The sequence below is a fragment of the Streptomyces sp. NPDC050743 genome (genome assembly GCF_044456925.1).
GTDB lineage: Bacteria > Actinomycetota > Actinomycetes > Streptomycetales > Streptomycetaceae > Streptomyces.
Window position 1 is genome coordinate 12579 of record NZ_JBITGJ010000025.1, and the last position, 23551, is coordinate 36129.

At 72.5% G+C, this 23551-nt stretch carries 19 protein-coding genes; 6 read left to right on the top strand and 13 right to left on the bottom strand.

Annotation, left to right across the window (positions count from 1 at the left end; genetic code table 11):
• The first annotated feature begins 60 nt into the window (after positions 1 to 60).
• The gene (locus ACIBJF_RS23705) at positions 61 to 987 is read left to right on the top strand and encodes a hypothetical protein (RefSeq protein ID WP_399176426.1); all 927 of its coding nucleotides are present in this window, start codon (positions 61 to 63) and stop codon (positions 985 to 987) included.
• A 58-nt stretch (positions 988 to 1045) separates the two neighbouring features.
• Here the strand turns inward: ACIBJF_RS23705 and ACIBJF_RS23710 are convergent, their stop codons facing one another.
• From ACIBJF_RS23710 to ACIBJF_RS23720, 3 genes are all read right to left on the bottom strand, one after another.
• Positions 1046 to 2170: an MFS transporter gene (locus ACIBJF_RS23710; protein ID WP_399176570.1), complete on the bottom strand. Its 1125-nt coding sequence runs from the start codon at positions 2168 to 2170 to the stop codon at positions 1046 to 1048.
• A 77-nt stretch (positions 2171 to 2247) separates the two neighbouring features.
• On the bottom strand, positions 2248 to 3573 hold the full coding sequence (gene lysA, locus ACIBJF_RS23715) for a diaminopimelate decarboxylase (protein WP_399176427.1): 1326 nt from the start codon (positions 3571 to 3573) through the stop codon (positions 2248 to 2250).
• 15 nt (positions 3574 to 3588) lie between these two features.
• The gene (locus ACIBJF_RS23720) at positions 3589 to 3915 is read right to left on the bottom strand and encodes an SAV_915 family protein (protein WP_399176429.1); all 327 of its coding nucleotides are present in this window, start codon (positions 3913 to 3915) and stop codon (positions 3589 to 3591) included.
• Positions 3916 to 4193: 278 nt separating this feature from the next.
• Between ACIBJF_RS23720 and ACIBJF_RS23725 the strand changes: the two genes are divergently transcribed.
• Complete coding sequence (locus ACIBJF_RS23725; RefSeq protein WP_399176432.1) at positions 4194 to 4760, top strand: universal stress protein; 567 nt, start codon at positions 4194 to 4196, stop codon at positions 4758 to 4760.
• Positions 4761 to 4798: 38 nt separating this feature from the next.
• Here the strand turns inward: ACIBJF_RS23725 and ACIBJF_RS23730 are convergent, their stop codons facing one another.
• The 9 genes from ACIBJF_RS23730 to ACIBJF_RS23770 form a co-directional block, all read right to left on the bottom strand.
• On the bottom strand, positions 4799 to 7321 hold the full coding sequence (locus ACIBJF_RS23730) for a DUF4118 domain-containing protein (protein WP_399176433.1): 2523 nt from the start codon (positions 7319 to 7321) through the stop codon (positions 4799 to 4801).
• A 1-nt stretch (position 7322) separates the two neighbouring features.
• Positions 7323 to 8006, bottom strand: coding sequence for a response regulator transcription factor (locus ACIBJF_RS23735; protein ID WP_356300154.1), 684 nt, complete (start codon positions 8004 to 8006; stop codon positions 7323 to 7325).
• Positions 8007 to 8085: 79 nt separating this feature from the next.
• On the bottom strand, positions 8086 to 8793 hold the full coding sequence (locus ACIBJF_RS23740; RefSeq protein ID WP_399176435.1) for a potassium-transporting ATPase subunit C: 708 nt from the start codon (positions 8791 to 8793) through the stop codon (positions 8086 to 8088).
• Positions 8794 to 8798: 5 nt separating this feature from the next.
• Positions 8799 to 10928 (bottom strand): potassium-transporting ATPase subunit KdpB, encoded by a 2130-nt coding sequence (gene kdpB / locus ACIBJF_RS23745; RefSeq protein ID WP_399176437.1) that lies wholly within the window; start codon positions 10926 to 10928, stop codon positions 8799 to 8801.
• Positions 10925 to 12589 carry a potassium-transporting ATPase subunit KdpA gene (gene kdpA, locus ACIBJF_RS23750; protein WP_399176439.1) on the bottom strand — a complete coding sequence of 555 codons (1665 nt, stop codon included), beginning with the start codon at positions 12587 to 12589 and terminating at the stop codon, positions 10925 to 10927. The genes kdpB and kdpA overlap by 4 nt, the downstream gene beginning before the upstream one ends.
• Before the next feature lie 8 nt (positions 12590 to 12597).
• Positions 12598 to 12687, bottom strand: coding sequence for a K(+)-transporting ATPase subunit F (gene kdpF / locus ACIBJF_RS23755; RefSeq protein WP_009326374.1), 90 nt, complete (start codon positions 12685 to 12687; stop codon positions 12598 to 12600).
• Complete coding sequence (locus ACIBJF_RS23760) at positions 12684 to 12842, bottom strand: hypothetical protein (protein ID WP_399176441.1); 159 nt, start codon at positions 12840 to 12842, stop codon at positions 12684 to 12686. The genes kdpF and ACIBJF_RS23760 overlap by 4 nt, the downstream gene beginning before the upstream one ends.
• 103 nt (positions 12843 to 12945) lie before the next feature.
• A complete protein-coding gene (locus tag ACIBJF_RS23765) occupies positions 12946 to 14784 on the bottom strand; it encodes an APC family permease (protein ID WP_399176442.1) in 1839 nt (612 codons plus the stop codon).
• Between the two features lie 548 nt (positions 14785 to 15332).
• Positions 15333 to 17828 (bottom strand): ATP-binding protein, encoded by a 2496-nt coding sequence (locus ACIBJF_RS23770; protein WP_399176443.1) that lies wholly within the window; start codon positions 17826 to 17828, stop codon positions 15333 to 15335.
• Positions 17829 to 18062: 234 nt separating this feature from the next.
• Between ACIBJF_RS23770 and ACIBJF_RS23775 the strand changes: the two genes are divergently transcribed.
• Positions 18063 to 19634, top strand: a complete 1572-nt coding sequence (locus ACIBJF_RS23775; RefSeq protein WP_399176445.1) for a Na+/H+ antiporter — start codon at positions 18063 to 18065, stop codon at positions 19632 to 19634.
• A 42-nt stretch (positions 19635 to 19676) separates the two neighbouring features.
• Here the strand turns inward: ACIBJF_RS23775 and ACIBJF_RS23780 are convergent, their stop codons facing one another.
• Positions 19677 to 21089, bottom strand: a complete 1413-nt coding sequence (locus ACIBJF_RS23780; RefSeq protein WP_399176447.1) for a hypothetical protein — start codon at positions 21087 to 21089, stop codon at positions 19677 to 19679.
• Positions 21090 to 21762: 673 nt separating this feature from the next.
• Between ACIBJF_RS23780 and ACIBJF_RS23785 the strand changes: the two genes are divergently transcribed.
• From ACIBJF_RS23785 to ACIBJF_RS23795, 3 genes are all read left to right on the top strand, one after another.
• Entirely contained in the window at positions 21763 to 22368 is a 606-nt protein-coding gene (locus ACIBJF_RS23785) for an SDR family NAD(P)-dependent oxidoreductase (protein WP_399176448.1), read from the top strand.
• A gap of 31 nt (positions 22369 to 22399) precedes the next feature.
• Positions 22400 to 22477, top strand: coding sequence for a 50S ribosomal protein bL37 (locus ACIBJF_RS23790; RefSeq protein WP_399176572.1), 78 nt, complete (start codon positions 22400 to 22402; stop codon positions 22475 to 22477).
• Between the two features lie 87 nt (positions 22478 to 22564).
• A complete protein-coding gene (locus ACIBJF_RS23795; RefSeq protein ID WP_399176449.1) occupies positions 22565 to 23446 on the top strand; it encodes a GNAT family N-acetyltransferase in 882 nt (293 codons plus the stop codon).
• Positions 23447 to 23551: the final 105 nt, after the last annotated feature.

Here is a 23551-nt window from a genome sequence, read left to right on the forward strand (position 1 = left end):
GCACGGCTCCCCCACGTTCAGCCGCGCCGCCACACGGCGCCCACCTGGAAAGACACAGCCATGTCCCAGCGTCTTCGCACCTCCCGTCGCGCCCTCGCGGCGGCCGCCGCCACCGCGGCCCTCACCCTGGCCCTCGCCGCCTGCGGCTCCGGCTCGGGCTCCGGCCACGGCTCCGGCATGTCCGACATGGACCACAGCGCCACACCGTCCGCCTCGGCCTCGGCCCCGGGCGACGACATGGCGTCCATGCCCGGCATGGAGCCCGTGTCCGCCGGCAACGGCCTGGCCGCCGCCAAGGACGGCTACAAGATGGCCTCCACGGCCGCCACCGTCCCCGCCGGCGAGGCGACCGCGTACCGCTTCGCCATCACCGGCCCGGACGGCAAGCCGGTCACCGGCTTCGCCGTCGACCAGACCAAGCGGATGCACTTCTACGCCGTCCGCTCCGACCTCACCGGCTTCCAGCACCTGCACCCCACCATGGCCCAGGACGGCACCTGGACCGTGCCGCTGGCCGCGCTGCAGCCGGGCACCTGGCGGCTGTACGCCTCCTTCACCCCGGACAGCGGCGCCGGCAAGGGCAAGGGCTTCGTGCTCAGCCGCACCGTGAAGGTGTCCGGCATGGCGATGGCCGCGCCCCTGCCGAAGGCGTCCGGCACCGCCACCGTCGACGGCTACACCGTGTCGGTGAAGGGCGATCCGATGGCGGGCATGGCGCACCAGCTGACCGCCACCGTCACCAAGGACGGCAAGCCGGTCACCGACCTCCAGCCGTACCTCGACACCTACGCCCACCTGACCGCATTCCACCAGGGTGACCTCGCCTTCGCCCACTTCCACCCGGAGACCGAGGTCGACGGCGACCACGGCGGGCCGACGCTGGGCTTCCACGCCGAGTTCGCCCAGTCCGGAAACTGGCGGATGTTCCTCCAGTTCCAGACCGGCGGCAAGCTGCACACCGCGTCCCTCACCCTGCACGTCGGCTGACGGCCGCGAGGCCTCGGCGCCCACGCGCCGAGGCCTCGCCGGCAGGTGGTGCCCGTCCTCAGCCCCGATGGAGGAACGCCACCAGGACCCCCAAACCCACGAGAACCCCCAGCGCGCCGAAGCCATGGTTCAGCGAGGCGCCGGAAGCGACCGCCGCCACCAGCAACGGCCCGCCCGCGTCCCCCAGTTCACGCCCGAGTTCCGCCGCCCCCATGGTCTGCCCCAGCCGTTCTGGCGGCGTCGACGCGGCCAGCGCGGCGAAGCCGAGCGGGGTGACGAGACCCGTGCCGATGCCGATGAGGGCGGCTGCGGTGAGGATGCCGGGCAGGCCCGGCAGCATGGCGCAGGCCAGGCCCACGGCGGTGACCAGCAGCCCTGCCGCCAGACCGGAGCGAGTGGTGAGCCGCCCGTCGTCCAGGGCCCGCCCCGCGCGCGGCTGGACCACGGCCGCACAGCCCGCGAGCAGCGACACCGCCGCGCCGGTCGCGACCGTGCCCAGCCCGGCGGCGCGGCCGGAGACCGGAAGGAAACCGACCCCGACCGACAGCGCGGCGGTCGCCGCCGCGAGCGCGGACGTCGGGGCGAGGAAGGCCGGGTCGGCGAGCCGGCGGGCCAGGTCCAGCACGGTCTGCCGGGCCTTCGGCAGCGGGGGTACGACGGGCACGGCGAGCGCGGCCCAGCCGGCGACCGCCGCGCCCAGCACCGCCAGGACGGCGAACAGCAGCCGCAGGCCCCCCGCCCACACCAGGACACCGCCGAGGAGCGGACCGAGGGTGTAGCCGAGGGACTTGTAGAAGCCGTAGCCGCCGAAGGCCCGCCCGTGTTTCGCCGCCGGATTGAGCCGGGCGACCAGTGCGGAGGCGGACGGAGAGAAGGCGGAGGCCGCGGCTCCCTGCCCGAGCCGGGCGGCCCAGAGCCAGCCGGGGTCGTCCGCGACGACGTACAGCGCGGACGCAGCGGCGAAGGCCACGAGTCCGCCGAGCAGCACCGGGCGGGCGCCGATCCGGTCGGCGAGGGTGCCGAACACCGGCTTGAGGATCACCTCGGCGCCGTCGTACAGGGCGAGCAGCCCGCCCAGCACCAGCACGGAGGTGACCGCGCCCCGGGTGTGACCGCCGAGGTTGGCGGCGATGCCGTGCGCCCCGAAGGCCGTGGTGAACCCGGCCGCGTACAGCGGCCACATCCGCCGGGCCGAAGCCGGCGCGGCCTCCGCCCCGGTTCTGCGCAGGTTCACCACACCGGCGAACGTAGCAGGCCGGGTTACAGGCCCACGTCGCGGCTGCGGAGGTCCTCCAGGGACTCGCGGCGGACCAGGAGGCGGGCGTGGCCGTCGCGTACGGCGACCACGGGCGGGCGGCCGACCAGGTTGTAGCCGGAGGCCATGGACAGGTGATAGGCACCGGCCACCGGTACGGCTAGCAGGTCCCCGGGACGGGTGTCGGCGGGCAGTTCCGCGTCGGCGGCCAGGACGTCACCGGCCTCGCAGTGCCGGCCCACCACGGTGACCCGGGAGCGGTCCGCCGTGCTGGGCCGGCCGATCAGGCGGGGCGCGTACCGGACGCCGTACAGGGCCGGGCGCGGGTTGTCGCTCATGCCGCCGTCGACCGCCACGAAGACGTGGTCGCCCGTGTGCTTCACGGACAGGACGCGGTACACGGCGATCCCGGCCGGGCCCGCGATCGCCCGTCCCGGCTCGATGATCAGGCGCGGTACGGGGAGCCCGGCCGCCGCGCAGGAGCCGGCGAGTTCCGCGCGCACCTTGCGGGCCAGTGCCGTCAGGTCCAGCGCCGCCTCGCCGGGGCGGTAGGCGATGCCGTGGCCGCCGCCGAGGTCGAGTTCCGGCAGGACCAGGCCGTGCTGCTCGTGCAGGCGGGCCATCAGCCCGACCATCCGCCGTACGGCGACGAGGTACGGCTTGACACCGACGATCTGTGAGCCCAAGTGGCAGTGCAGGCCGGTGAGTTCGAGTTGCGGCTGGTCGAGTATGCGGGCGATGGCGTGCTGGGCGTGGCCGTCGGAGATGGACAGGCCGAACTTCTGGTCGTCGGTGCCGGTGCGGATCTTCTCGTGACCGCCCGCGCTGACCCCGGGGACGACCCGGACCATGACCTTCTGGTGGCCGTCCGGCCCGACGGCGGCGGCGAGCCGCGCGATCTCGGCGGGGCTGTCGATGACGATCCGGCCCACGCCGAGCCGCAGGGCGGTGTCCAGGTCGCGCGGGGACTTGGCGTTGCCGTGCAGCACGATCCGCTCAGGCGGGAAGCCGGTGGTGACGGCGAGTTCGAGCTCACCGGCGGAGCAGACGTCCAGGCCGAGGCCCTCCTCGTCCATCCAGTGGGCCATGGCCCGGCACAGGAACGCCTTGGCCGCGTACAGCACTTCGGCGTCCGGGAAGGCGTCCCGGTAGGTACGGCAGCGGTCGCGGACCTCGGCCTCGTCCAGGACGTAGACGGGGGTGCCGAAGCGGTCGGCGACCTCGGCGAGCGGTACGCCGCCCACGGACAGGCCGCCGGGGGCCGGCTCGGCGGCGGACGCGGGCCACACCAACAGGTCGGCGGCGGTGGCGGGTTCGTGGACCGTGGTCATCGTCGTCCTCCCCTCTCAGGCTGCGAAAACGGGCGCGGGGACGGACACCGGGCCGGGAGCGGGCGCGGTGAACTGGGGGTCCACCGTGAGGACGGTGACACCCAGCGGCGCGGTCAGGGCGCGCAGGGCGGGCTCGGCGAGACGGATCCACGCCTGGCCGGCGCCGAGGGTGGCGGCCAGGCGGTGCGCGGAGGTGAAGCCGACGGCCGTACGGTCGCCGAGCGGCGTCCGGAAGATCCGGGCCGCGTATCCGAAGGGCCCCGGCCGGACCGGGACGTACAGGGGTCCGGCCGGGAACGGATCGGAGGGCTCGGGGTCTTCGTCGTAGCGGAGTTCTGCCATGGGGTGCCTCCCGGAAGGTGGTGGGCGAGGTTCTGGGAGGCCCCGGAAGCGGGGAGGCGGACCGGGGCTCGGTGTCGACGGTATGCCCGGTCGGCGGCGATACGGGAAGGGCCCTGACGTGACGCTGACGGCGATCCGGCCGGCCTTGACGGCACGCTGACGCCGCTGGTGGGAGGGCATCGGAGCGGTCGTCAGAACGGCGTCATGAACAGGCGTACGCCCTGTTCGAGGGCCGCGGGGGCGAGGTGTGATGGAGGGGATTTCCCAAGGAGGAGCCGATGTCCGAGAACCGCCCGCCTTCGGCCGCCCGGGTCGTGGTGGGAGTCAGCGGCTCGCTGGGCGGAGCCACCGCCCTGGGCCGGGCCGCGTACGAGGCAAGGAGCCGGGGAGCCGAACTCTGGCCGGTGCTGGCGTGGGAGCCGCCGGAGGGGGACGTCGTCTCCCGCAGGTTCCCGTCCTCGGCCCACATGGCCGAGGAGTGGGAGCGGCTGGCGCGCGAGCGGCTGATCAAGGCCCTGCGCGAGGCGTTCGGCGGCACGGACACCGGGCTGCCGGGCCAGGCGCTCGTCGTACGGGGCGCACCCGGACCGGCGCTGGTGCGGACCGCCGGCCGGGCCGACGACCTGCTCGTGATCGGCGCCGGCCGGCGCGGCCGTCTGCATCGCGCCCTGTGGCCGTCGGTCAGCCGCCACTGCCTCGCCCACGCCACGTGCCCCGTCCTCGCGGTCCCCCCGTCACCGCTGCAGGCGGACCTGGCGTCGGTACACCGCCGGAACGTCTGGCGGCTGCGGCTGAACACGGACGATCTGGAGCGGGAGTTGCGCTCGGTACCGCCGGAGGTCTGAGGGCGCCGAACGAACGCGGCAATCCCCCGAACCCGATGTCAGGGCGTGGCCACCGGCAGGCGATCCGGCGCCGTGGGCACGGCGAGCACCATGGTCAGCCCGCCCCCCGGCGTGTCCTCGGCACGCAGCATGCCGCCCACCGCCTCGGCGAACCCGCGGGCGACGGCGAGGCCGAGCCCGACCCCGACCCCCCGCGGGGCGTCCCCGTACCGCTGGAAGGGTTCGAAGATGCGGTCCTTGGCCTCGTCCGGGACTCCCGGCCCGCGGTCCACGACCCGCAGTTCGACGCGGTCGGCGAGGGCGCTCGCGGAGACCAGGACCCGCTCCCCGGCCGGGCTGTACTTGACGGCGTTCTCGACGACGTTCGCGACGGCCCGCTCCAGCAGCCCCCGGTCCACGTGGACCATGGGCAGCGTCTCGGGGATGTCCAGGTCCACGCTGTCCTCGGGCACCCCGCCGAGCGCCATGGGCACCACCTCGTCGAGGTCGGTCTCGCGGATGATGGGCGTGACCGTGCCGGTCTGCAGGCGGGACATGTCGAGCAGGTTGCCCACGAGATGGTCGAGGCGGTCGGCGCCCTCCTCGATGGCCTGGAGCAGGTCCGCCCGGTCCTGCTCGGACCATGCGACGTCGTCCGACCTGAGCGAGGTCACCGCGGCCTTGATGCCGGCGAGCGGGGTGCGCAGGTCGTGGCTGACGGCGGCGAGCAGCGCGGTCCTTATGCGGTTGCCCTCCGCCAGTTCCTTCGCCCGGCCGGCCTCGCTCTGCAGCCGCTGCCGGTCCAGGACCACGGCGGCCTGCGCGGCGAACGCGGCCAGCACCCGGCGGTCGGCGGCCGGCAGCACCCGGCCGCGCAGGGACAGCGCCATGTGGTCGCCGACCGGTACGTCGACGTCGGCGTCCTCCGGGATCCCGGCCGGCCGGGGTCCCACGCTGCCGGCGCAGGTCCAGGGAGCGGTCTCGCCGGTCCGTTCCAGCAGGGCCACCGACTCCATGCCGAAGGTCTCGCGGACCCGTTCCAGCAGCGCCTCCAGGGTGGTCTCGCCGCGCAGGACGTTGCCCGCGAGGAAGGACAGGATCTCGGACTCGGCGCGCAGCCGGGCGGCTTGATGGGTGCGCCGGGCTGCGAGGTCCACCACCGATGCCACCGACACGGCGACGCCGACGAAGATCGCGATGGCGACGATGTTCTTCGGGTCGGCGATCGTGAGCGTGTGGACGGGCGGGGTGAAGTACCAGTTGAGCAGCAGGGAGCCCACGACCGCGGAGGCCAGCGCCGGGAAGAGCCCGCCGAGCAGGGCCGCCGCGACCGTCAGGGTGAGGTACAGCAGCATGTCGTTGGCGAGGCCGACGTCCGGAGTGGCACTGGTGAGCAGCCAGGTCAGGAGGGCCGGGCCGATGACTCCCACGGCCCAGCCCCAGACGACCCGGGAGCGGCCGAGGCGGGCGCCGCGCGCCACCGGCAGTCCGCGCCCCTTGCCCGCCTCGTCGTGCGTGATGAGGTGGACGTCGAGGTCGGGACCGGACTCGCGGGCGACCGTGGCGCCGACGCCCGGCCCGAAGACGTACTGCCAGCTCCGGCGGCGGGAGACGCCCAGCACGATCTGGGTGGCGTTCACACCCCGCGCGAAGTCGAGCAGGGAGGCCGGTACGTCGTCGCCGACCACGTGGTGGAAGGTGCCGCCCAGATCCTCCACCAGGGTGCGCTGGACGGCGAGTTCCTTCGGGGAGGCGGCGGTGAGACCGTCGCTGCGGGAGATGTAGACGGCCAGCACCTCGCCGCCGGCGCCCTTCTCCGCCAGGCGTGCGGCACGCCGTATCAGGGTGCGGCCCTCCGGGCCGCCGGTCAGCCCGACGACGATCCGCTCGCGGGAGCCCCAGATCGCCGACACCCGGTGCTCGCGCCGGTAGGCGTTCAGGTACTCGTCGACCCGGTCCGCCACCCACAGCAGCGCCAGCTCGCGCAGGGCGGTGAGGTTTCCGGGGCGGAAGTAGTTGGACAGGGCCGCGTCGACCTTGTCCGGCTTGTAGATGTTGCCGTGCGCCATCCGGCGGCGCAGCGCCTCCGGGGACATGTCGACCAGCTCGATCTGGTCGGCCCGCCGTACCACCTCGTCGGGCACGGTCTCCTGCTGCCGCACCCCGGTGATCGACTCCACGACGTCGCCCAGCGACTCCAGGTGCTGGATGTTGACGGTCGAGACCACATCGATGCCGGCCGCCAGCAGTTCCTCGATGTCCTGCCAGCGCTTGGTGTTCCGGGAGCCGGGGATGTTGGTGTGGGGGAGTTCGTCGACGAGGGCGACCTGAGGGCGGCGCGCGAGGACCGCGTCCACGTCCATCTCCGTGAACGTGCTGCCCCGGTATTCGAGTTCCTTGCGCGGCACCTGCTCCAGGCCGTGCAGCATCACCTCGGTGCGCGGCCGGTCGTGGTGTTCGACAAAGGCCACGACGCAGTCGGTGCCCCGCTCGACGCGCCGGTGTCCCTCCGACAGCATCGCGTAGGTCTTGCCGACGCCGGGTGCCGCGCCGAGGTAGATCCGGAGCTTTCCGCGTGCCATGTCATCCCTCGAAGCGGTAGCCCATGCCGGGCTCGGTGATCAGATAGCGGGGGTGGGAGGGGTCGGTCTCCAACTTGCGGCGCAGCTGGGCCATGTAGACGCGCAGGTAGTTGGTCTTGTTGCTCTGCGAGACGCCCCAGACCTCCTGGAGCAGCTGTTTCTGGGTGATCAGCCGTCCCGGGTTGGTGACCAGGATCTCCAGCAGGTGCCACTCGGTCGGGGTGAGCCGTACGTCCCGCCCGTCCCGTACGGCCTTCTTGGCGAGCAGGTCCAGGGTGAAGTGCTCCGTCTCGACCAGGGTCGTCTCGGGGACCAGCGGCGTCTCCTCGGTGCGGCGGACGGCGGCGCGCAGCCGGGCCAGGAGTTCGTCCATGCTGAACGGCTTGGTGATGTAGTCGTCGGCGCCGGCGTCGAGCGCGGCCACTTTCTCGTCGGACGCCTGCCGGGCGGACAGGACCAGGATCGGCACCCGGCTCCAGCCGCGTACGCCCTTGATGACGTCGACGCCGTCCATGTCGGGCAGACCGAGGTCCAGCAGCACCACGTCGGGCTGGCGCGCGGCGGCGAGCCGAAGGGCCGTGGCCCCGTCGGGGGCGGCGTCCACGCCGTAGTGACGTGCCTGCAAGTTGATGACGAGGGCCCGTACCAGCTGCGGGTCGTCCTCCACCACGAGCACCCTGGTCATGGGTGTGTGCCCTTCCTGTCATGCCTGCGGGAGCCGGCACCCCGAGGTGCCGGCTCCCGTCGCGAATCGCGTAAGGCCGTCACTTCTTCGCCGCGAGGTCCTTGAGCGCGATGTTGAGTTCGAGGACGTTCACCTGGGGCTCGCCGATGAAGCCGAGGGTGCGGCCCTGGGTGTGGTCCTTCACCAGCTTCTCCACGGAGGCGACGGGCAGCCCGTTCTTCTCGGCGACCCGGTGCACCTGGAGTTCGGCGTACTCGGGGGAGATGGCCGGGTCCAGGCCGGAGCCGGAGGAGGTGACGGCGTCGGCGGGGACGTCGGACGACTTCACGGTGTAGCCGGGGACGGAGTTGTCCTTGACGACCGCGGCCTTGGCGGCGAGCACCTGGGCGCAGAGCGTGCCGTCCTCGGGCTTGGCCGGGCACGTGCCGTTCACCGCGCCGCTGTCGGCGGAGAGGTTGGTGGCCCCCGACAGCAGCAGCTTGTATCGGGTGTTGACGCTGTTGCTGCCGAGCCCGTTGGCGGGGCGGCCCTGGAACCACTTCAGGTCCGGGTCCGGGCTGGTCTGGCCCTTCTTCAGCGGCTGGTTGTACGACTGCCCGATCAGGGACGAGCCGACCACCTTGCCGTCCGCCTTGATCTCGGAGCCGTTCGCCTTGTCGCCGAACAGCCCCTGCGCGATGCCGGTGACGACCAGCGGGTAGATGACGCCGGTCACCAGGGTCAGCACGAGGAGGGCTCTGAGGCCCGCCCCGAGCAACCGGACGGTGTTCGTTACGGAGTTGTTCATGGCGATCAGCCGATTCCGGGGATGAGGGAGATGAGCATGTCGATGATCTTGATGCCGATGAAGGGCGCGATCAGTCCGCCGATGCCGTAGATCCCGAGGTTGCGGCGGAGCATCCTGTCGGCGCTGACCGGCTTGTACTGCACGCCCTTCAGGGACAGCGGCACCAGCGCGATGATGATCAGCGCGTTGAAGACGACGGCCGACAGGATCGCGGAGTCGGGCGAGGACAGCTGCATGATGTTCAGCTTGTCCAGGCCCGGGTAGACCGCCGCGAACAGCGCCGGGATGATCGCGAAGTACTTCGCGACGTCGTTGGCGATGGAGAAGGTGGTCAGCGCACCGCGCGTGATCAGCAGCTGCTTGCCGATCTCGACGATCTCGATCAGCTTGGTCGGGTTGGAGTCGAGGTCGACCATGTTGCCGGCCTCCTTGGCGGCCGACGTGCCGGTGTTCATCGCCACGCCGACGTCCGCCTGCGCGAGGGCCGGGGCGTCGTTGGTGCCGTCACCGGTCATCGCGACCAGCTTGCCGCCGGCCTGCTCCCGCTTGATGAGGGCCATCTTGTCCTCGGGAGTGGCCTCCGCGAGGAAGTCGTCGACGCCCGCCTCCTCGGCGATCGCCTTCGCGGTCAGCGGGTTGTCACCCGTGATCATGACCGTCTTGATGCCCATGCGGCGCAGCTCCTCGAACCGCTCCCGCATGCCCTCCTTGACGACGTCCTTCAGGTGGATGACACCCAGCACACGGGCGCCCCTGTCGTCGTGGACGGCGACCAGCAGCGGGGTGCCACCGGCCTCGGAGATGCGGTCGGCCATGCCGTCCGCGTCCTCGGCGACCGTGCCGCCCCGCTCCTCGACCCAGGCGATGACCGAGGCGGTGGCGCCCTTGCGGATCTTCCGGCCGTCGACGTCCACACCCGACATACGGGTCTGGGCGGTGAACTCGATCCACTCCGCGCCGGCCAGCTCGCCCTGGTGCCGCTCGCGCAGCCCGTACTTCTCCTTCGCCAGGACGACGATCGAGCGGCCCTCGGGCGTCTCGTCGGCCAGCGAGGACAGCTGGGCCGCGTCCGCGACCTCCGCCTCGGTGGTGCCCTTGACCGGCACGAACTCGGCGGCCTGGCGGTTGCCGAGGGTGATGGTGCCGGTCTTGTCCAGCAGCAGCGTGGAGACGTCACCGGCGGCCTCGACCGCGCGGCCGGACATGGCGAGCACATTGCGCTGCACCAGGCGGTCCATGCCCGCGATGCCGATCGCGGAGAGCAGGGCGCCGATCGTGGTCGGGATCAGACAGACCAGCAGGGCGACCAGCACGACCATGGTCAGGTGCGTGCCCGCGTAGTCCGCGAACGGCGGCAGGGTGGCCACCGCGAGCAGGAAGACGATGGTCAGCGAGGCGAGCAGGATGTTCAGCGCGATCTCGTTGGGCGTCTTCTGCCGTGCCGCGCCCTCGACCAGGTTGATCATCCGGTCGATGAAGGTCTCGCCGGGCTTCGTCGTGATCTTGATGACGATCCGGTCGGACAGGACCTTCGTACCGCCCGTGACGGCGCTGCGGTCACCGCCGGACTCCCGGATGACCGGGGCGGACTCGCCGGTGATCGCCGACTCGTCCACCGAGGCGACACCCTCGACGACATCGCCGTCACCGGGGATGACGTCACCGGCCTCGCAGACCACCAGGTCGCCGATGGTCAGCGCGGTGCCGGGGACCTGCTCCTCGGCGCCGTCCTTCAGCAGCCGGCGGGCGACGGTGTCGGTCTTGGCCTTGCGCAGGGTGTCGGCCTGCGCCTTGCCGCGGCCCTCGGCGACCGCCTCCGCCAGGTTGGCGAAGACCACGGTCAGCCACAGCCAGGCGCTGATGGTCCAGCCGAACCAATCGGTCGGGTCCTTGAAGGAGAAGACCGTGGTCAGGACGGAGCCGATCCACACCACGAACATCACGGGGGACTTGACCATCACCCGCGGGTCGAGCTTGCGGAGGGCGTCCGGCAGGGACTTGACCAGCGCCTTGGGTTCGAAGAGGCCCGCTCCGACACGGCCCTCGGCGGGCTTGTGCCCGGTGGGTGCGTCCTGGTGGGGCGCAAGGGTGGGAGTGGACATCGCGTCCTCGTGGTTTTCCGTTCGGGTCGTCATGACGCCAGCCCCTCGGCCAGCGGACCCAGCGCCAGGGCCGGGAAGTAGGTCAGACCGGTGATGATCAGGATCGCGCCCACCAGCAGGCCGGTGAACAGCGGCTTCTCGGTGCGCAGGGTGCCCGCGGTCGCCGGCACCGGCTTCTGCTCGGCGAGCGAGCCGGCCAGCGCCAGCACGAACACCATCGGCAGGAAGCGCCCGAGCAGCATCGCGAGCCCGGTCATGGTGTTGTACCAGTCGGTGTTCGCGTTCAGACCGGCGAAGGCCGAGCCGTTGTTGTTCGCCGCCGAGGTGAACGCGTACAGCACCTCGGAGAACCCGTGCGCGCCGGAGTTGAGCATCGAGTGCGGCGGGGTCGGCAGGGCCATGGAGGCGGCCGTGAACACCAGCACCAGGGCGGGGGTGATCAGGATGTAGGCCGCGGCGAGCTTCATCTCGCGCCCGCCGATCTTCTTGCCCAGGTACTCGGGCGTACGGCCGACCATCAGACCGGCGATGAACACCGCGATGACCGCCATGATCAGGATGCCGTAGAGGCCGGAGCCGGTACCGCCGGGCGTGATCTCGCCCAGCATCATGCTCAGCATGGTGATGCCGCCGCCGAGGCCGGTGAAGGAGGAGTGGAAGGAGTCCACCGCACCGGTCGAGGTGAGCGTGGTCGACACCGCGAAGATCGAGGAGCCGCCGATGCCGAAGCGGACCTCCTTGCCCTCCATCGCGCCGCCAGCGGCCTGGAGCGCCGGGCCGTGGTGGGCGAACTCGGTCCACATCATCAGGGCGACGAAGCCCAGCCAGATGGTGAACATCGTGGCGAGGATCGCGTAACCCTGCTTCACGTTGCCGACCATCACACCGAACGTGCGGGTGAGGGCGAACGGGATCACCAGGAGCAGGAAGATCTCGAAGAGGTTGGTGAACGGGGTCGGGTTCTCGAAGGGGTGGGCGGAGTTGGCGTTGAAGTAACCGCCACCGTTGGTGCCCAGCTCCTTGATGGCCTCCTGGGAGGCGACCGCGCCGCCGTTCCACTGCTGCGAGCCGCCCATGAACTGACCGACCTCGTGGATGCCGGAGAAGTTCTGGATGGCACCGCAGGCGACCAGGATCACCGCGGCGATCGCCGCACCGGGCACCAGGATGCGCAGCGTGCCGCGCACCAGGTCCGACCAGAAGTTGCCCAGCTCACCGGTGCGCGAGCGGGCGAAACCACGCACGAGCGCCACCGCGACGGCGATACCGACGGCCGCCGAGACGAAGTTCTGCACGGCCAGACCGGCGGTCTGCACGACGTGACCCATGGTCTGCTCGCCGTAGTACGACTGCCAGTTGGTGTTGGTCACGAAGGACACGGCCGTGTTGAACGACTGCGCCGGGTCGACCGCGGAGAAGTGCAGCGAGCCGGGCAGCACGCCCTGCAGCCGCTGCAGCAGGTAGAGGAAGAGGACGCTGACGGCGGAGAAGGCCAGCACACCGCGCAGATACGCGGGCCAGGTCATCTCGGCGTCGGGGTTGGCACCGATGGCCTTGTAGACCCACTTCTCCACCCGCAGGTGCTTGGTGGAGGAGTAGACCCTGGCCATGTAGTTGCCGACGGGAACGTAGACGAGCGCCAGCGCGCCTATCAGGGCGAGCAGCTGAAGCACGCCGGCGAGTACGGGACCCATGTCGTGTCTCAGAACCTCTCCGGGAAGATCAGGGCGAGGACGAGATAGCCCAGCAGGGCGACGGCCACGACCAGACCGACGACGTTTTCGGCGGTCACAGCTTCGTCACCCCCTTGGCGACAAGGGCCACCAGCGCGAAACCCGCGAGCACGGTGACGACGAAGGCCAGATCGGCCATCGCGAACTCCTGGAGTGAGGTTCGGTTGAAACGGACGTGTACGAGGAAAGCGCCTGTCCGGCCGTATCCGGCCACCCGTTGACGACCCTCTTACGGCAGCGCTCACGGCTTTGACGGGTCTCTTACGACCCCTGATCGGTACCGGTGGGTAGCCCCCCGCGACGGTCGGTGACCAGGCTCACAGCCGGAACCGCAGCCGGCAGATCACCGCGTCCGTCTCCCGCCGCACGGCATGCGCGACGACCGCGCCCCGCTGGTTCTGCAGCAGCCGCTGCCACAGCCGCTCCGGCTCCGCCTCCGGGATCAGCACGGTGACCCGGGTGCCGGGCTCGGCTGCGGCCACCTCACGGACGTACGCGGCGATCGGACGGCCCAGGCTGCGCCGCGCACAGGACAGCAGCACCAGTGGCACACCGGGGTCCCACTGCGCCCAGGCCCGCTCCAGGGCGTGCAGCTGGGCCCGGTCCTCGGGGTCCGGATGGCAGACCGTCACCGCACGGACCTCGTCGCCGAGGGAGGTGGCCGCGGTCAGAGCCTCCGACGTCAGCCGGGACAGGCCGGCCACGGGGACGACCACCAGCGAACGCTCGCGGTACGGGGCCCGAGGTATGCGGCCGATCCCGAGCCGCTCGCCGATCCGGCCGTAGGCGCGGTGCACGGTGGTGAAGCCCAGCACCAGCAGGGGCAGCGCGATGACGATCAGCCAGGCGCCGTCGGTGAACTTGCTCGCCGTGACGACGACGGTCGCGACACCGGTGAGGAGCGCACCGAAACCGTTGAGCAGCGCCTTCCCGCGCCGGCCGGAACCCCTTTCGAGCCGCCAGTGCCGGACCATGCCCACCTGGGCGATCGTGAAGCCGACGAAGACACCGATGGCGAACATCGGCACCAGGGTGTCGGTGTCGCCGCCGGAGAAGACCAGCAGGCCGGCCGAGACCACGGCGAGCGCCAGGACGCCGTGCCGGTGCACCTGCCGGTCCGCCTTCAGGGCGAAGACGTGCGGCGCGTAGTTGTCGCGGGCGAGCAGCTTCAGCAGCACCGGGAGCCCGCCGAAGGAGGTGTTCGCGGACAGTGCCAGCAGGATCGTCGTCGCGAACTGGATGACGTAGAAGGCCCAGTTGTGGCCGAGCGAGGCGTCCGCGAGCTGGGCGAGGACCGTGACGCCCGCCACCGGCTGGAGGTGGAAGCGCCCGATCAGCACCGACAGGCCGATCAGCATCAGCCCGAGCACGGCGCCGAGGGCGACCTCCGCGCGCTGGGCCCGGCGGACCCGCGGGACGCGGAAGGAGGGGACGGCGTTGGCGATGGCCTCGACGCCGGTCAGGGCGGAACACCCTGAAGCGAAAGCCTTGAGCAGGAGCAGCGCCCCCACGGTGGAGGCGTTGCCCGCGAGAACCGAGGCGTGTCCGGCGGCGGTCACCGTGCTCACGGGGTGCGAGCGGAACAGGCCGACGGCGATGAGGACGAAGATCGAGCCGACGAACACCACCGTCGGCACGATGAACGCCTTCGCCGTCTCCACGATCCCGCGCAGATTGACGCCCGTGATCAGCGCGAGCACCGCCAGGCACAGCCACAGCCGGTCGGCGTACAGGGAGGGGAAGGCGGAGGTCAGGGCCGCCACGCCCGCCGTGACGGCGACGGCGACGTTCAGCACGTAGTCCAGCACCAGCGAGGCGGCCGCCACCAGGCTGGTCCGCGCCCCCAGGTGCGTCTTCGCCACGGCGTACGAGCCGCCGCCGTCCGGGAAGGCCGCGATCACCTGCCGGTAGGAGGCCACCAGCACCGCCAGCAGCGCCGCGATGGCCAGCGTGACCGGCAGCGTGAAGCCGAGCCCGTGCGCGCCCGCGGCGGCCAGCACGAGGACGATCGCCTCCGGGCCGTAGGCCACGGACGCCATCGCGTCCAGGGAGAGTGCCGCGAGCCCCGTGACGGCGGTCAGCCGGTGGCGTTCGCCGGTATCGGGCGGCTCCTCGCCGGCGGGGACGGCATCCGGCTCGGTGGTCAGGACGGACATGGGCGCGTACTCCTTCTTCATGGACGGGTGCACCCAGATTCCGTCCGTTCCCCGCCGCGTCCGGCTGGTCCTTGCGGCATCTTCGCGCCCAACCGGCCCGGCTTGACGCGATCTTGACGGGGATCGCCGTCGGAGCCGCATCGGCGGGTGGGGCGGCGATCGGTCCGGAGCGAGCGCGGGAGGCGTCAGGCGACCGGCCCGGAGGTGTCCAGGGCGGCTCCCGTCCGGTCGGCCAGGGTCACCGCGACCAGACGGGCCCGCAGCGGGGGTACGGCGCCCGGGCCGCTCGAAGCGGCAGGCGCGCAGGCCGAGCAGCTCGGTCGGCTCGGCGCGGACGTGGTCGACCACGATGTCCGCCGAGGTGGCCGCCTCCGCCAGGTCGGCCGTGCGGTGGATGCGGGCGAGATGGGACGCGTCGGTGACCGCCACGACCCCTTACCGGTGGACGCGAGCGGCCAGTCGGGACACCAACACGCCGACGGCCGGCAGCAGTACCGCCGTCTCGATGTCCTCGGAGGCCGTGATGTCGAAGGTCTCGTACGGCCGAGTCAGGAAGAAGTCGTCTGTTCGGCCGCCTCGGCACCGATGCCCCGTACGGCGAACGGCAGCGAGACGACCATGGTCAGCCCGCCACCGGGGGTGTCCTCGGGGCTCAGGGTGCCGTTCATCGCCTCGGTCAGGCCGCGCGCGAGGGCGAGGCCGAGACCGAGGCCCGTGGTGTTGTCGGTGTCGCCCAGCCGCTGGAACGGCTCGAACATCCGCTCCCGGCCCTCGGCGGGCAGCCCGGGCCCCCGGTCCACCACCCGCAGCTCCACCCGGCCGGCCAGGGCACTGGCGGTCACCAGCACCCTCCTGCCGGGCGGGGTGTGCCGGGCCGCGTTGCCGACCAGGTTGGCGATCACCCGCTCCAGCAGCGGCGGGTCGGCCAGCACGGCCGGAATGTCCTCCACGTCGGCCACCTCGGCCTCCGGAACGTCCGCCAGCGCCAGGGGCAGCACCTCCTCCAGGGAGGTCGCCCGCAGGTTCAGGGTGAGGGCGCCGGCCTCCAGACGGCTGAGGTCGAGGAGGTTCTCCACCAGGCGGTTGAGCTTGGCCATGGACTCGTCGGCGGTGGCGAGGAGTTCGTCGCGGTCCTCGGCGGAGAAGGCGACGTCCCGGCTGCGCAGCGAGGTGACGGCGGCCCATCCGGCGGCGAGCGGCGTGCGCAGGTCGTGACCGACGGCCCGCAGCAGCGCCGTCCGCAGCCGGTCGGCGGCCTTCACCGGCTCCACCTCGGCCGCCGCCTCGGCCAGCCGGGCCCGCTCCACCGCGGAACCCGCGTGCGCGGCGAACGCGGCCAGCACCCGCCGCTCGGAGGAGGAGAGGGTACGGCCGCGCAGCGCGAGCCAGGCGCCGGGGCCGGCGGGCACGGCCGTCACCCCGGCCTCCGCGTCGGGCGGCTCGTCCACCAGGTCCGCCGACTCCATGCCGAAGGTCTCGCGGGTCCGCTCCAGCAGGGCCGGGATGGTCGCCTCGCCGCGCACGATGCTGCCGGCCAGGGACGACATGGTCTCCGCCTCGGCCGTGGCCCTGGCGGAGCGGCGCGACAGCCGCAGTGACCGGTCGACGACGCCGGCGACCGTGGCCGCGACGACCGCGAACACCGCCAGCGCGAGCAGGGCGTTGGGATCGTTCAGCGTGAAGGCGCCGATGGGCGGGATGAACCAGTAGTTGAGCAGCAGGGACGCCGTCACGGACGCGACCACCGCGGAGGCGACCCCGCCTATGCAGGCCACGCCCACCACGGCGAGCAGGAACAGCAGGGCCTCGCTGGTCAGGTTCAGCGTGCCCCGCAGCTGGGCGAGGACGACGGTGAGCAGGACCGGCAGTACCAGTCCGGCCACCGGGCCCGCGATCAGCCGGGCCGTGGACAGTGTGCGGCGCCGGGACGGGAGCAGGGTGCCGCGCCCGGCCCGCTCATGGGTGACCCGGTGCACGTCGATGTCGCCGGACAGCTCGGTCACGGTCTCCCCCGTGCCGGGCCCGGTCAGGAACCGCGCCAGCCGCCCGCGCCGGCTGGTCCCCAGCACCAGCTGGGTGGCGTTCTCGGCGCGCGCGAACTCCACCAGGGCGGTCGCCACGTCGTCGCCGACGACCGAGTGGTAGCTGCCGCCGAGGTCCTCCACCAGCCGGCGCTGGCGGGTCAGCGAGGCGTGCGAGACCCCGGCCGCGAGACCGTCGCTGCGGGCCACGTGCACGGCGAGCAGATCGCCGCCGGCGGACCGGTCGGCGATGCGGGCGGCCCGCCGTACCAGCGTATCGCCCTCCGGGCCGCCGGTCAGGGCCACGACGACCCGCTCCCGGGTCTCCCACACCCGCCCGATCCCGTGCTGCGAGCGGTACTCCTGTAGCGCCTCGTCGACCCGGTCGGCCACCCACAGCAGCGCCAGCTGCCGCAGGGCCGTGAGGTTGCCGGGCCGGAAGTAGTTGGCGAGGGCGGCGTCGATCTTCTCGGGAGCGTAGATGTTCCCGTGCGCCATGCGCCGCCGCAGCCCCTCGGGCGGCATGTCCACCAGCTCGATCTGCCAGGCCCGCCGTACGACCTCGTCCGGCACCGTCTCGTGCTGCGGCACGCCGGTGATCTTCTCGACCACGTCGTTGAGGGATTCCAGGTGCTGGATGTTCAGCGCGGTGATCACGTCGATCCCGGCGTCGAGCAGGGCCTCGATGTCCTGCCAGCGCTTGGGGTTGCGGCCGTCCCCGGGGACGTTGCTGTGCGCGAACTCGTCGACGATCGCCACCTGCGGGCGCCGGGCGAGCACCGCGGCCAGGTCCATTTCCTGGAACCGCCCGCCCCGGTAGGCGCAGGGCGCCCGGGGGACGGTCTGCAGGCCGTCGAGCATCGCCTCCGTGCGCGGGCGGCCATGGCACTCCGCGAACCCCACCACCACGTCCGCGCCGCGCGCGGCACGGCGCCGCCCCTCGTCGAGCATCCGGTAGGTCTTGCCGACCCCCGGTGCCGCACCGAGATAGACCTTCAGTCGTCCGGGCCGTACGTCACTCATCGCCGCCGACGCGCTCCGCTCACCGATCCAACTCCCCCAGGCGGGAGGGTTTCCTCTCCCAAGGAAGCCGCTTCGAAGGGGCGGCCGGGGCGCGTGTTAGCGGTTCCTTGGCGTCGGCTCCGTGGACCTTGACACTGTCTTGACGTGACCTGGCCCGATAGGGTGAGGGCAGGTGTGCCGGGAAGTCTGGTCGGCCGGGAGCCGGAGCGGCTTCCGCAATCCCAGGGGGACGGCATGCGCAGCGTCGGTACGGTTCTCGCTCTCGTGGTCCTCGCCACGGTGGTCGCCACCTTCGCGCGCCGCTGGCGCATCCCCGCTCCCTCCCTGCTCGTGGTCGCCGGTCTCGCGGTGGCCCTGCTCCCGGGCACCCCGCGGATCGAGATCAGCCCCGAGATCATCGGTCTCGTCGTGCTGCCGCCCCTGCTGTACGCGAGCGCCGAGGACATGCCCTGGCGGGAGCTGCGGGCGGTGTGGAAGCCGGTCGGCATCCTCGCCATCGGCCTGGTGCTGGCCTCCGCGGCGGCCGTAGCGGCCGTGGCCGCCCTGGTCACCCCCCTGTCCTGGGAGATGGCGTTCGTCCTGGGCGCAGTGCTGGCCAGCACCGACCCGGTGGCGGTGACGGCGCTCGGCCGCCGGCTGGCCCTGCCGCCCCGGGTCCAGGTCCTCGTCCAGGCGGAGAGCCTCTTCAACGACGCGACCTCCCTGGTGCTGGTCCGGGTGGCGGCGGGCATCGCCATCGCCTCGGCCGCGGCGAGCTGGGGCGCGGCGAGCGGCCAGTTCTTTCTGCTCGCGGGCGGCGGCACGGTGATCGGGACGGCGGTGGCCGGAGTGGTCACCCTGATCCGGCGCCGCACCGAGGACCCGGTCCTGGAGACGGTGATCGCCCTGGTCACCCCGTACGCCGCCTACCTGCTGGCCGAGGTCGCGCACACCTCCGGAGTGACGTCCTGCGTGGTCGCCGGGGTGGTGCTGGGCGGCCGGGGCGACCGCCTGACCAACGCCCGCATCCGGCTCCAGCTGCACGCGGTGTACGGCACGGTCGTGTTCCTCCTGGAGAGCGTCGTCTTCAGCCTGATAGGACTGGCTCTCCCCGGCGAGGTGCGGGATCTGGCGGACGGCGACCGTGCCTGGCCGCTGTACGCCCTCGCCGTCGCCGTCACCCTCGTCGCCGTACGTCTGCTGTGGCTGGCGCCGCTGTCGGCGGTCGTGCAGCGCAAGGGCGGGATCGGCCGTCTGAACTGGCGCATCCCGATGGTGCTGACCTGGGCGGGGACACGCGGCGTGATGCCGCTCGCCGCCGCGCTGTCCATACCCGAGGTCGCGAAGAACGGCAGCCCGCTCGCCGACCGCCCGCTCGTCCTGGTTTTGACCACGTCCGTCGTGGTCGTCACCCTCGTCGTCCAGGGATTCACCCTCGCCCCGGTCGTCCGCGCCTCCGGCATCGCCCTGGAGCCCGCCCACACCGCGCGCGAGGAGGCCGAGGCCCGCTCCCACCTCGCCCACGCCGGCCTCGCCCGCCTGGAGGAGCTCGCCGAACTGGAGGTCGTGCCCGAGGTCGTCCTGGACCGGCTCCGCCGCGGCCTGACCGCCCGCCTCGACGACGCCCGCGACCGCCTCGCCCAGGGCAACGGCGGCGTCGCCACCGAGTCCGCCGACCGGGTCTACCGCCAGCTGCGGCGCGATCTGATCGCCGTCGAGACCGGTGAACTCCAGCGGCTGTACGACGCGCACGCGATCAGTGACACCACGCGGCGGCGGTTGCAGCGGGCGTTGGACCTGGAGGAGGCCCGCCTGTCCGACGCGTGAGGGGCCTCGACGGCCGTCCCGGCGCTTTCGTGGCTCCGTACCTCACTCGAACTCCGCCAGCCTCGGGCGCAGGCCCAGCAGCGTCAGCAGGGCGGCCGCCGTCAGCAGGCCGTCCGCCCACGGGAGCAGGTCGTTCACCGTCGCTCGGCCGTCCCGCACGGACGACGTGAAGTGGGCGCGGTTGATGTCCGCCACCTTGTCCAGCGCGGCCATCCAGGCCCCGAAGTGGGCGTTGGAGGTGCCCGGCGCCCAGCCCATGCAGAACTCGACCGCCTCCTGCTCCTCGCCGGACGCCAGCAGGGCCCGGATCCTGCGGTCGTCGCGCTGGTAGACGGCGTACGCGTCCACCGTCCGCTCCGCCGCGGCCCGCTCCCCGGGGAAGGTGATGTTGTCCAGCTCGCGGCGGAACTCGCCGGTGAAACGCAGGTCGTGGTGGTCGGTCCGGTACGCCCGCCAGGTGGTGGTCAGTCGGGTGTCGTACGTCGGCAGGGTCGCGCCCCTGAGGCCGTACAGCTGCTGGGACTTCGCCAGGAACGATTCCTCGTACCGGGTGCGGCGCTGCGGGTCGAGCAGGTAGCGGCTCTCGTCGGCGTTGGCGTCGTAGGCGACGGCGCGGGCGCGGGAGAGGGCGACGACGGAGTCGAAGGCGTCGCGCCGGGCCACGCGCAGGTGATCGGCGGACGCGGACAGCATCTGGGAGCCGAGGATCACCGCGAGCAGTGTGCAGACGGTGGCGGCCAGCACCCCGGGGTTGAGGACGCGCCGGAAGTGGCGCGCGAGGTACCACTGCAGGACGCCGAGCACGGCCGACAGCAGCACGCCCAAGGCGAGCACGGCGGCGAGCTGTGCGGAGAGGGTGGAGCGGGCGGAGGAGTACTCGGCGTCGAAGGCGGTGTCGTTGGAGGACACCAAGGTGCCGGCGGCGGGCAGGAGCCTGGTGCGCAGCAGATCGGTGGCGCGGCGGTAGTCGGCGAGGGCGGCCGGCCTGCCGCCGCGGTGGCCGTCGTTCTCCAGGGCGCGCCCGATCAGCTCCTGGTACTCGGCGAAGTCGTCGGTCATCGACTCCACGGTCTTCTCGTCGGCCCGGCTGCCCTGCGCGGCGACGGCTAGCGCACGCAGGTCGTGCCCGATCTCGCGCCGGGCGTCGCCGTAGAAGCCGACGGCCTTCGTGTACGGCGTCTGCAGACGCCCCTTTCCCGCGTCGCCGTTCGACAGCAGGATGTTGGCGGCCTGGGCGTCCATGTCGTTCAGGGCCAGGTCGAGGTCGGCGGCGCTGGTGGTGCGGGGCGCGTCGCGATCGGCGACGCTGCTCCAGGTGCCGCGAGCGGCCAGCCCTGCCAGCAGCACCAGCACGGCGAGGGCGGTGGTGAGCAGAACCGTGGCCGCGCGCAGAAGGCGCAGCCGTGCGGGCACGGTGGCCCGGAATCGGCGGCGCAGAGCGGCCCGCGCGGCCACGGCCCGGCGCTTCGGGCGCAGCCCCGGACCCGGTCCGGCCGTCCGTGAACTCCCTCGTCGTCCCGGTCCGGGGCTGCCCCCGGAGGGGGCTTCCTCCGCTTGTCGTGGCGCTGCGGCGGCCCCCTCGGTCCCAGGACCCTGAGCCGTTCCGGCCGTGAGAGTCACGGTCCCCCCAACGTCACGCCACGGACGGTCGCCCGTCCCCCGTTGCCGATCAGTCTGCGACCGGATCCGGCCACACGTGGCCGGCCTTGACGGCTCCCTGACGGGTCCTCAGCCCGGTTTGACGGGACGTTGACGCCGGGTGTGGACGGCCGGCGTCAAGCGGACCGGCCGACGTCAGGGCCCTGTCAGGGAACGGCACTTCGGCTTGCCCGGCCCGAGGCGAACGGCTTCCATGAACGATGTGAACAGCGCCTGGCTCCTGCTCGACCGGCCGCCGAGTACCGCTCGGCCGTCGCGTCGCGAGCCGCGCTGACCCGGAAACGCCCGCGTCGGCGCGGCAGGGCGTCCCGCCGGCGCCGCGTCCCGCCGGCGCCGCGTCCCGCCGACGCCGCTTTCCGTGACCCGAGGGGCGTCGTGATCGGCTCCGGCGCCCCTCGCCCTCCCTTCACCACCGCACGCCCACCGCCCTCACCGGGCCGCACCGGCGTGCCCGCACCCGGATCGGATCATGTCCAACTCCACACCCTTCCCCTTGTCCGGCCGCACCGTCCTGGTCACCGGCGCCACCTCCGGCATCGGCCTCGAGACCGCCCGGCAGCTCGCCGAGCGCGGCGCCACCGTGCTGCTGCACGGCCGTACCGCCGAGGAGGCGCGGGCCGCCGCAGACCACCTGGTCGCCACGGCCGGCGTCGACGGCGGGCAACTGTGCACCTATGCGGCCGACTTCGCGCGCCTGGACGAGGTCGAGACCTTTGTGCACAAGCTGGTGGCCGAGCACCCGCACCTGGACGTCCTCGTCAACAACGCGGGCATGGCGGCTCCGGAGCGGCACACCGTGACCGCCGACGGCAACGAGATCGCCTTCCAGGTCAACTTCCTCGCCCACTACCTGCTGACCTACCTGCTGGAGCCGGCGCTCACCAGCGACCCGGGCGGCCGGGTCGTCAACGTCTCGTCCTCCCTGCACCGCACCGGGTCGATCCAGTGGGCCGACCCCAACGGCGCCTATTACGACCGTGACCAGCGGGTCGACCCGGCCCCGGCCGCGACCGAGGACCGCACGATCAGGCGCCTCAACAAGCTCGCGGATCTGCTGGTCGGCCGCACCGCTTGAAGAACCCACACCCGGACAGGAGTTGACGCAGATGTCAAAGCGCTCCCGCAAGAAGAAGGACCGCCGCAAGAAGAAGGCCAACCACGGCAGCAAGGCCGGCCAGAGCTGACGACGACCGGGGCGGGCGACAGGGGCAACACACTCCGGTCGCCCGCCCCGTATCCGGTATCCCGTCCCCGCTTCCCCGAGGCATGTGATGATCGAGATCTCGCCGCCGGACCGTCGGGTGCTCGCCGGCTGGTTCCCCACACACCTGCCCGGCCCCGCCACGATCGGCGAACACGTGCTGGCCACGGGCGTCGGCCGGTGGTGGGCCGACCGGCCCGTCCAGCCGCGCGTGGTCGCCGTCTCCTGCGCCGGCCACGTCGTGCTGCGCGGCAGCGCGGAGGACCTCACGCCGGATGTCCTGGCCCCGCTGACCGGCAACCGGGTCGAGGCCCCGGCCCGTTTCCTGCCCGCCCTCGACGCCGCCTACGACCGGCTCACGCCCTGGGAGCGCATGATCTGGACGCTCCAGACCATGCCCCAGCCCGCCACCGTCCCGCACGCGGTAACCGTACGGCGCCTGGAACCGGCGGACGCCGATGCGGTGCGCGCCCTCGGTCCGGACGCGTCCTGGCTCTCGGCCGGCTGGGGCGGCCCGCACGGCCTCGCCGCCTCCGGGCACGCCTGGGCCGCGCTGGGCCGCACCGGCCGCGTCCAGGCGGTGGCCTACACCTACTTCCGCGGCACCGGCTACGAGGACGTCGCCGTCTACACCGTCCCCGACCGCAGACGCCACCACCTCGCCCTCGCCTGCGTCACCGCCCTGTGCGCGGACATCACCCGCCGCGGTCACACCCCCGGCTGGAACTGTTCCCTCCACAACCGCCCCAGCCGCCTCCTTGCCTGGCACGCGGCTTCCGCCTGGTCCGCGAGTACGTCCACTACGCCGTCGGCAGCCCGGCGGGAAGCCCTCGTCTCAGCGCCTGACGGGCGTCGGCTCCCCCATACGGCGCAATCGCCCCCCGCGCAAGCGAAAGCCTCCGACCTTGACGTCCGGCCAGCGCTCGCCCCGCCCGTCTTAACGCAAGCTTGACGCCCCCGGCGAAGCGACCCATGGGCCCGTGCCTCACCGTCTGCCTACGCTGGTGTCGCCGTACGCGTGATGACCGGAACCCCATGCCGAGCCGCACCTCAGGAG

Excerpts from the sequence above, each read along its gene's own strand:
- ACIBJF_RS23705 (WP_399176426.1), top strand. The coding sequence starts at position 61 with ATGTCCCAGCGTCTTCGCACCTCCCGTCGCGCCCTCGCGGCGGCCGCC.
- ACIBJF_RS23710 (WP_399176570.1), bottom strand. The coding sequence starts at position 2,170 with ATGTGGCCGCTGTACGCGGCCGGGTTCACCACGGCCTTCGGGGCGCAC.
- lysA (WP_399176427.1), bottom strand. The coding sequence starts at position 3,573 with ATGACCACGGTCCACGAACCCGCCACCGCCGCCGACCTGTTGGTGTGG.
- ACIBJF_RS23720 (WP_399176429.1), bottom strand. The coding sequence starts at position 3,915 with ATGGCAGAACTCCGCTACGACGAAGACCCCGAGCCCTCCGATCCGTTC.
- ACIBJF_RS23725 (WP_399176432.1), top strand. The coding sequence starts at position 4,194 with ATGTCCGAGAACCGCCCGCCTTCGGCCGCCCGGGTCGTGGTGGGAGTC.
- ACIBJF_RS23730 (WP_399176433.1), bottom strand. The coding sequence starts at position 7,321 with ATGGCACGCGGAAAGCTCCGGATCTACCTCGGCGCGGCACCCGGCGTC.
- ACIBJF_RS23735 (WP_356300154.1), bottom strand. The coding sequence starts at position 8,006 with ATGACCAGGGTGCTCGTGGTGGAGGACGACCCGCAGCTGGTACGGGCC.
- ACIBJF_RS23740 (WP_399176435.1), bottom strand. The coding sequence starts at position 8,793 with ATGAACAACTCCGTAACGAACACCGTCCGGTTGCTCGGGGCGGGCCTC.
- kdpB (WP_399176437.1), bottom strand. The coding sequence starts at position 10,928 with ATGACGACCCGAACGGAAAACCACGAGGACGCGATGTCCACTCCCACC.
- kdpA (WP_399176439.1), bottom strand. The coding sequence starts at position 12,589 with ATGGGTCCCGTACTCGCCGGCGTGCTTCAGCTGCTCGCCCTGATAGGC.
- ACIBJF_RS23765 (WP_399176442.1), bottom strand. The coding sequence starts at position 14,784 with ATGTCCGTCCTGACCACCGAGCCGGATGCCGTCCCCGCCGGCGAGGAG.
- ACIBJF_RS23770 (WP_399176443.1), bottom strand. The coding sequence starts at position 17,828 with ATGAGTGACGTACGGCCCGGACGACTGAAGGTCTATCTCGGTGCGGCA.
- ACIBJF_RS23775 (WP_399176445.1), top strand. The coding sequence starts at position 18,063 with ATGCGCAGCGTCGGTACGGTTCTCGCTCTCGTGGTCCTCGCCACGGTG.
- ACIBJF_RS23785 (WP_399176448.1), top strand. The coding sequence starts at position 21,763 with ATGTCCAACTCCACACCCTTCCCCTTGTCCGGCCGCACCGTCCTGGTC.
- ACIBJF_RS23790 (WP_399176572.1), top strand. The coding sequence starts at position 22,400 with ATGTCAAAGCGCTCCCGCAAGAAGAAGGACCGCCGCAAGAAGAAGGCC.
- ACIBJF_RS23795 (WP_399176449.1), top strand. The coding sequence starts at position 22,565 with ATGATCGAGATCTCGCCGCCGGACCGTCGGGTGCTCGCCGGCTGGTTC.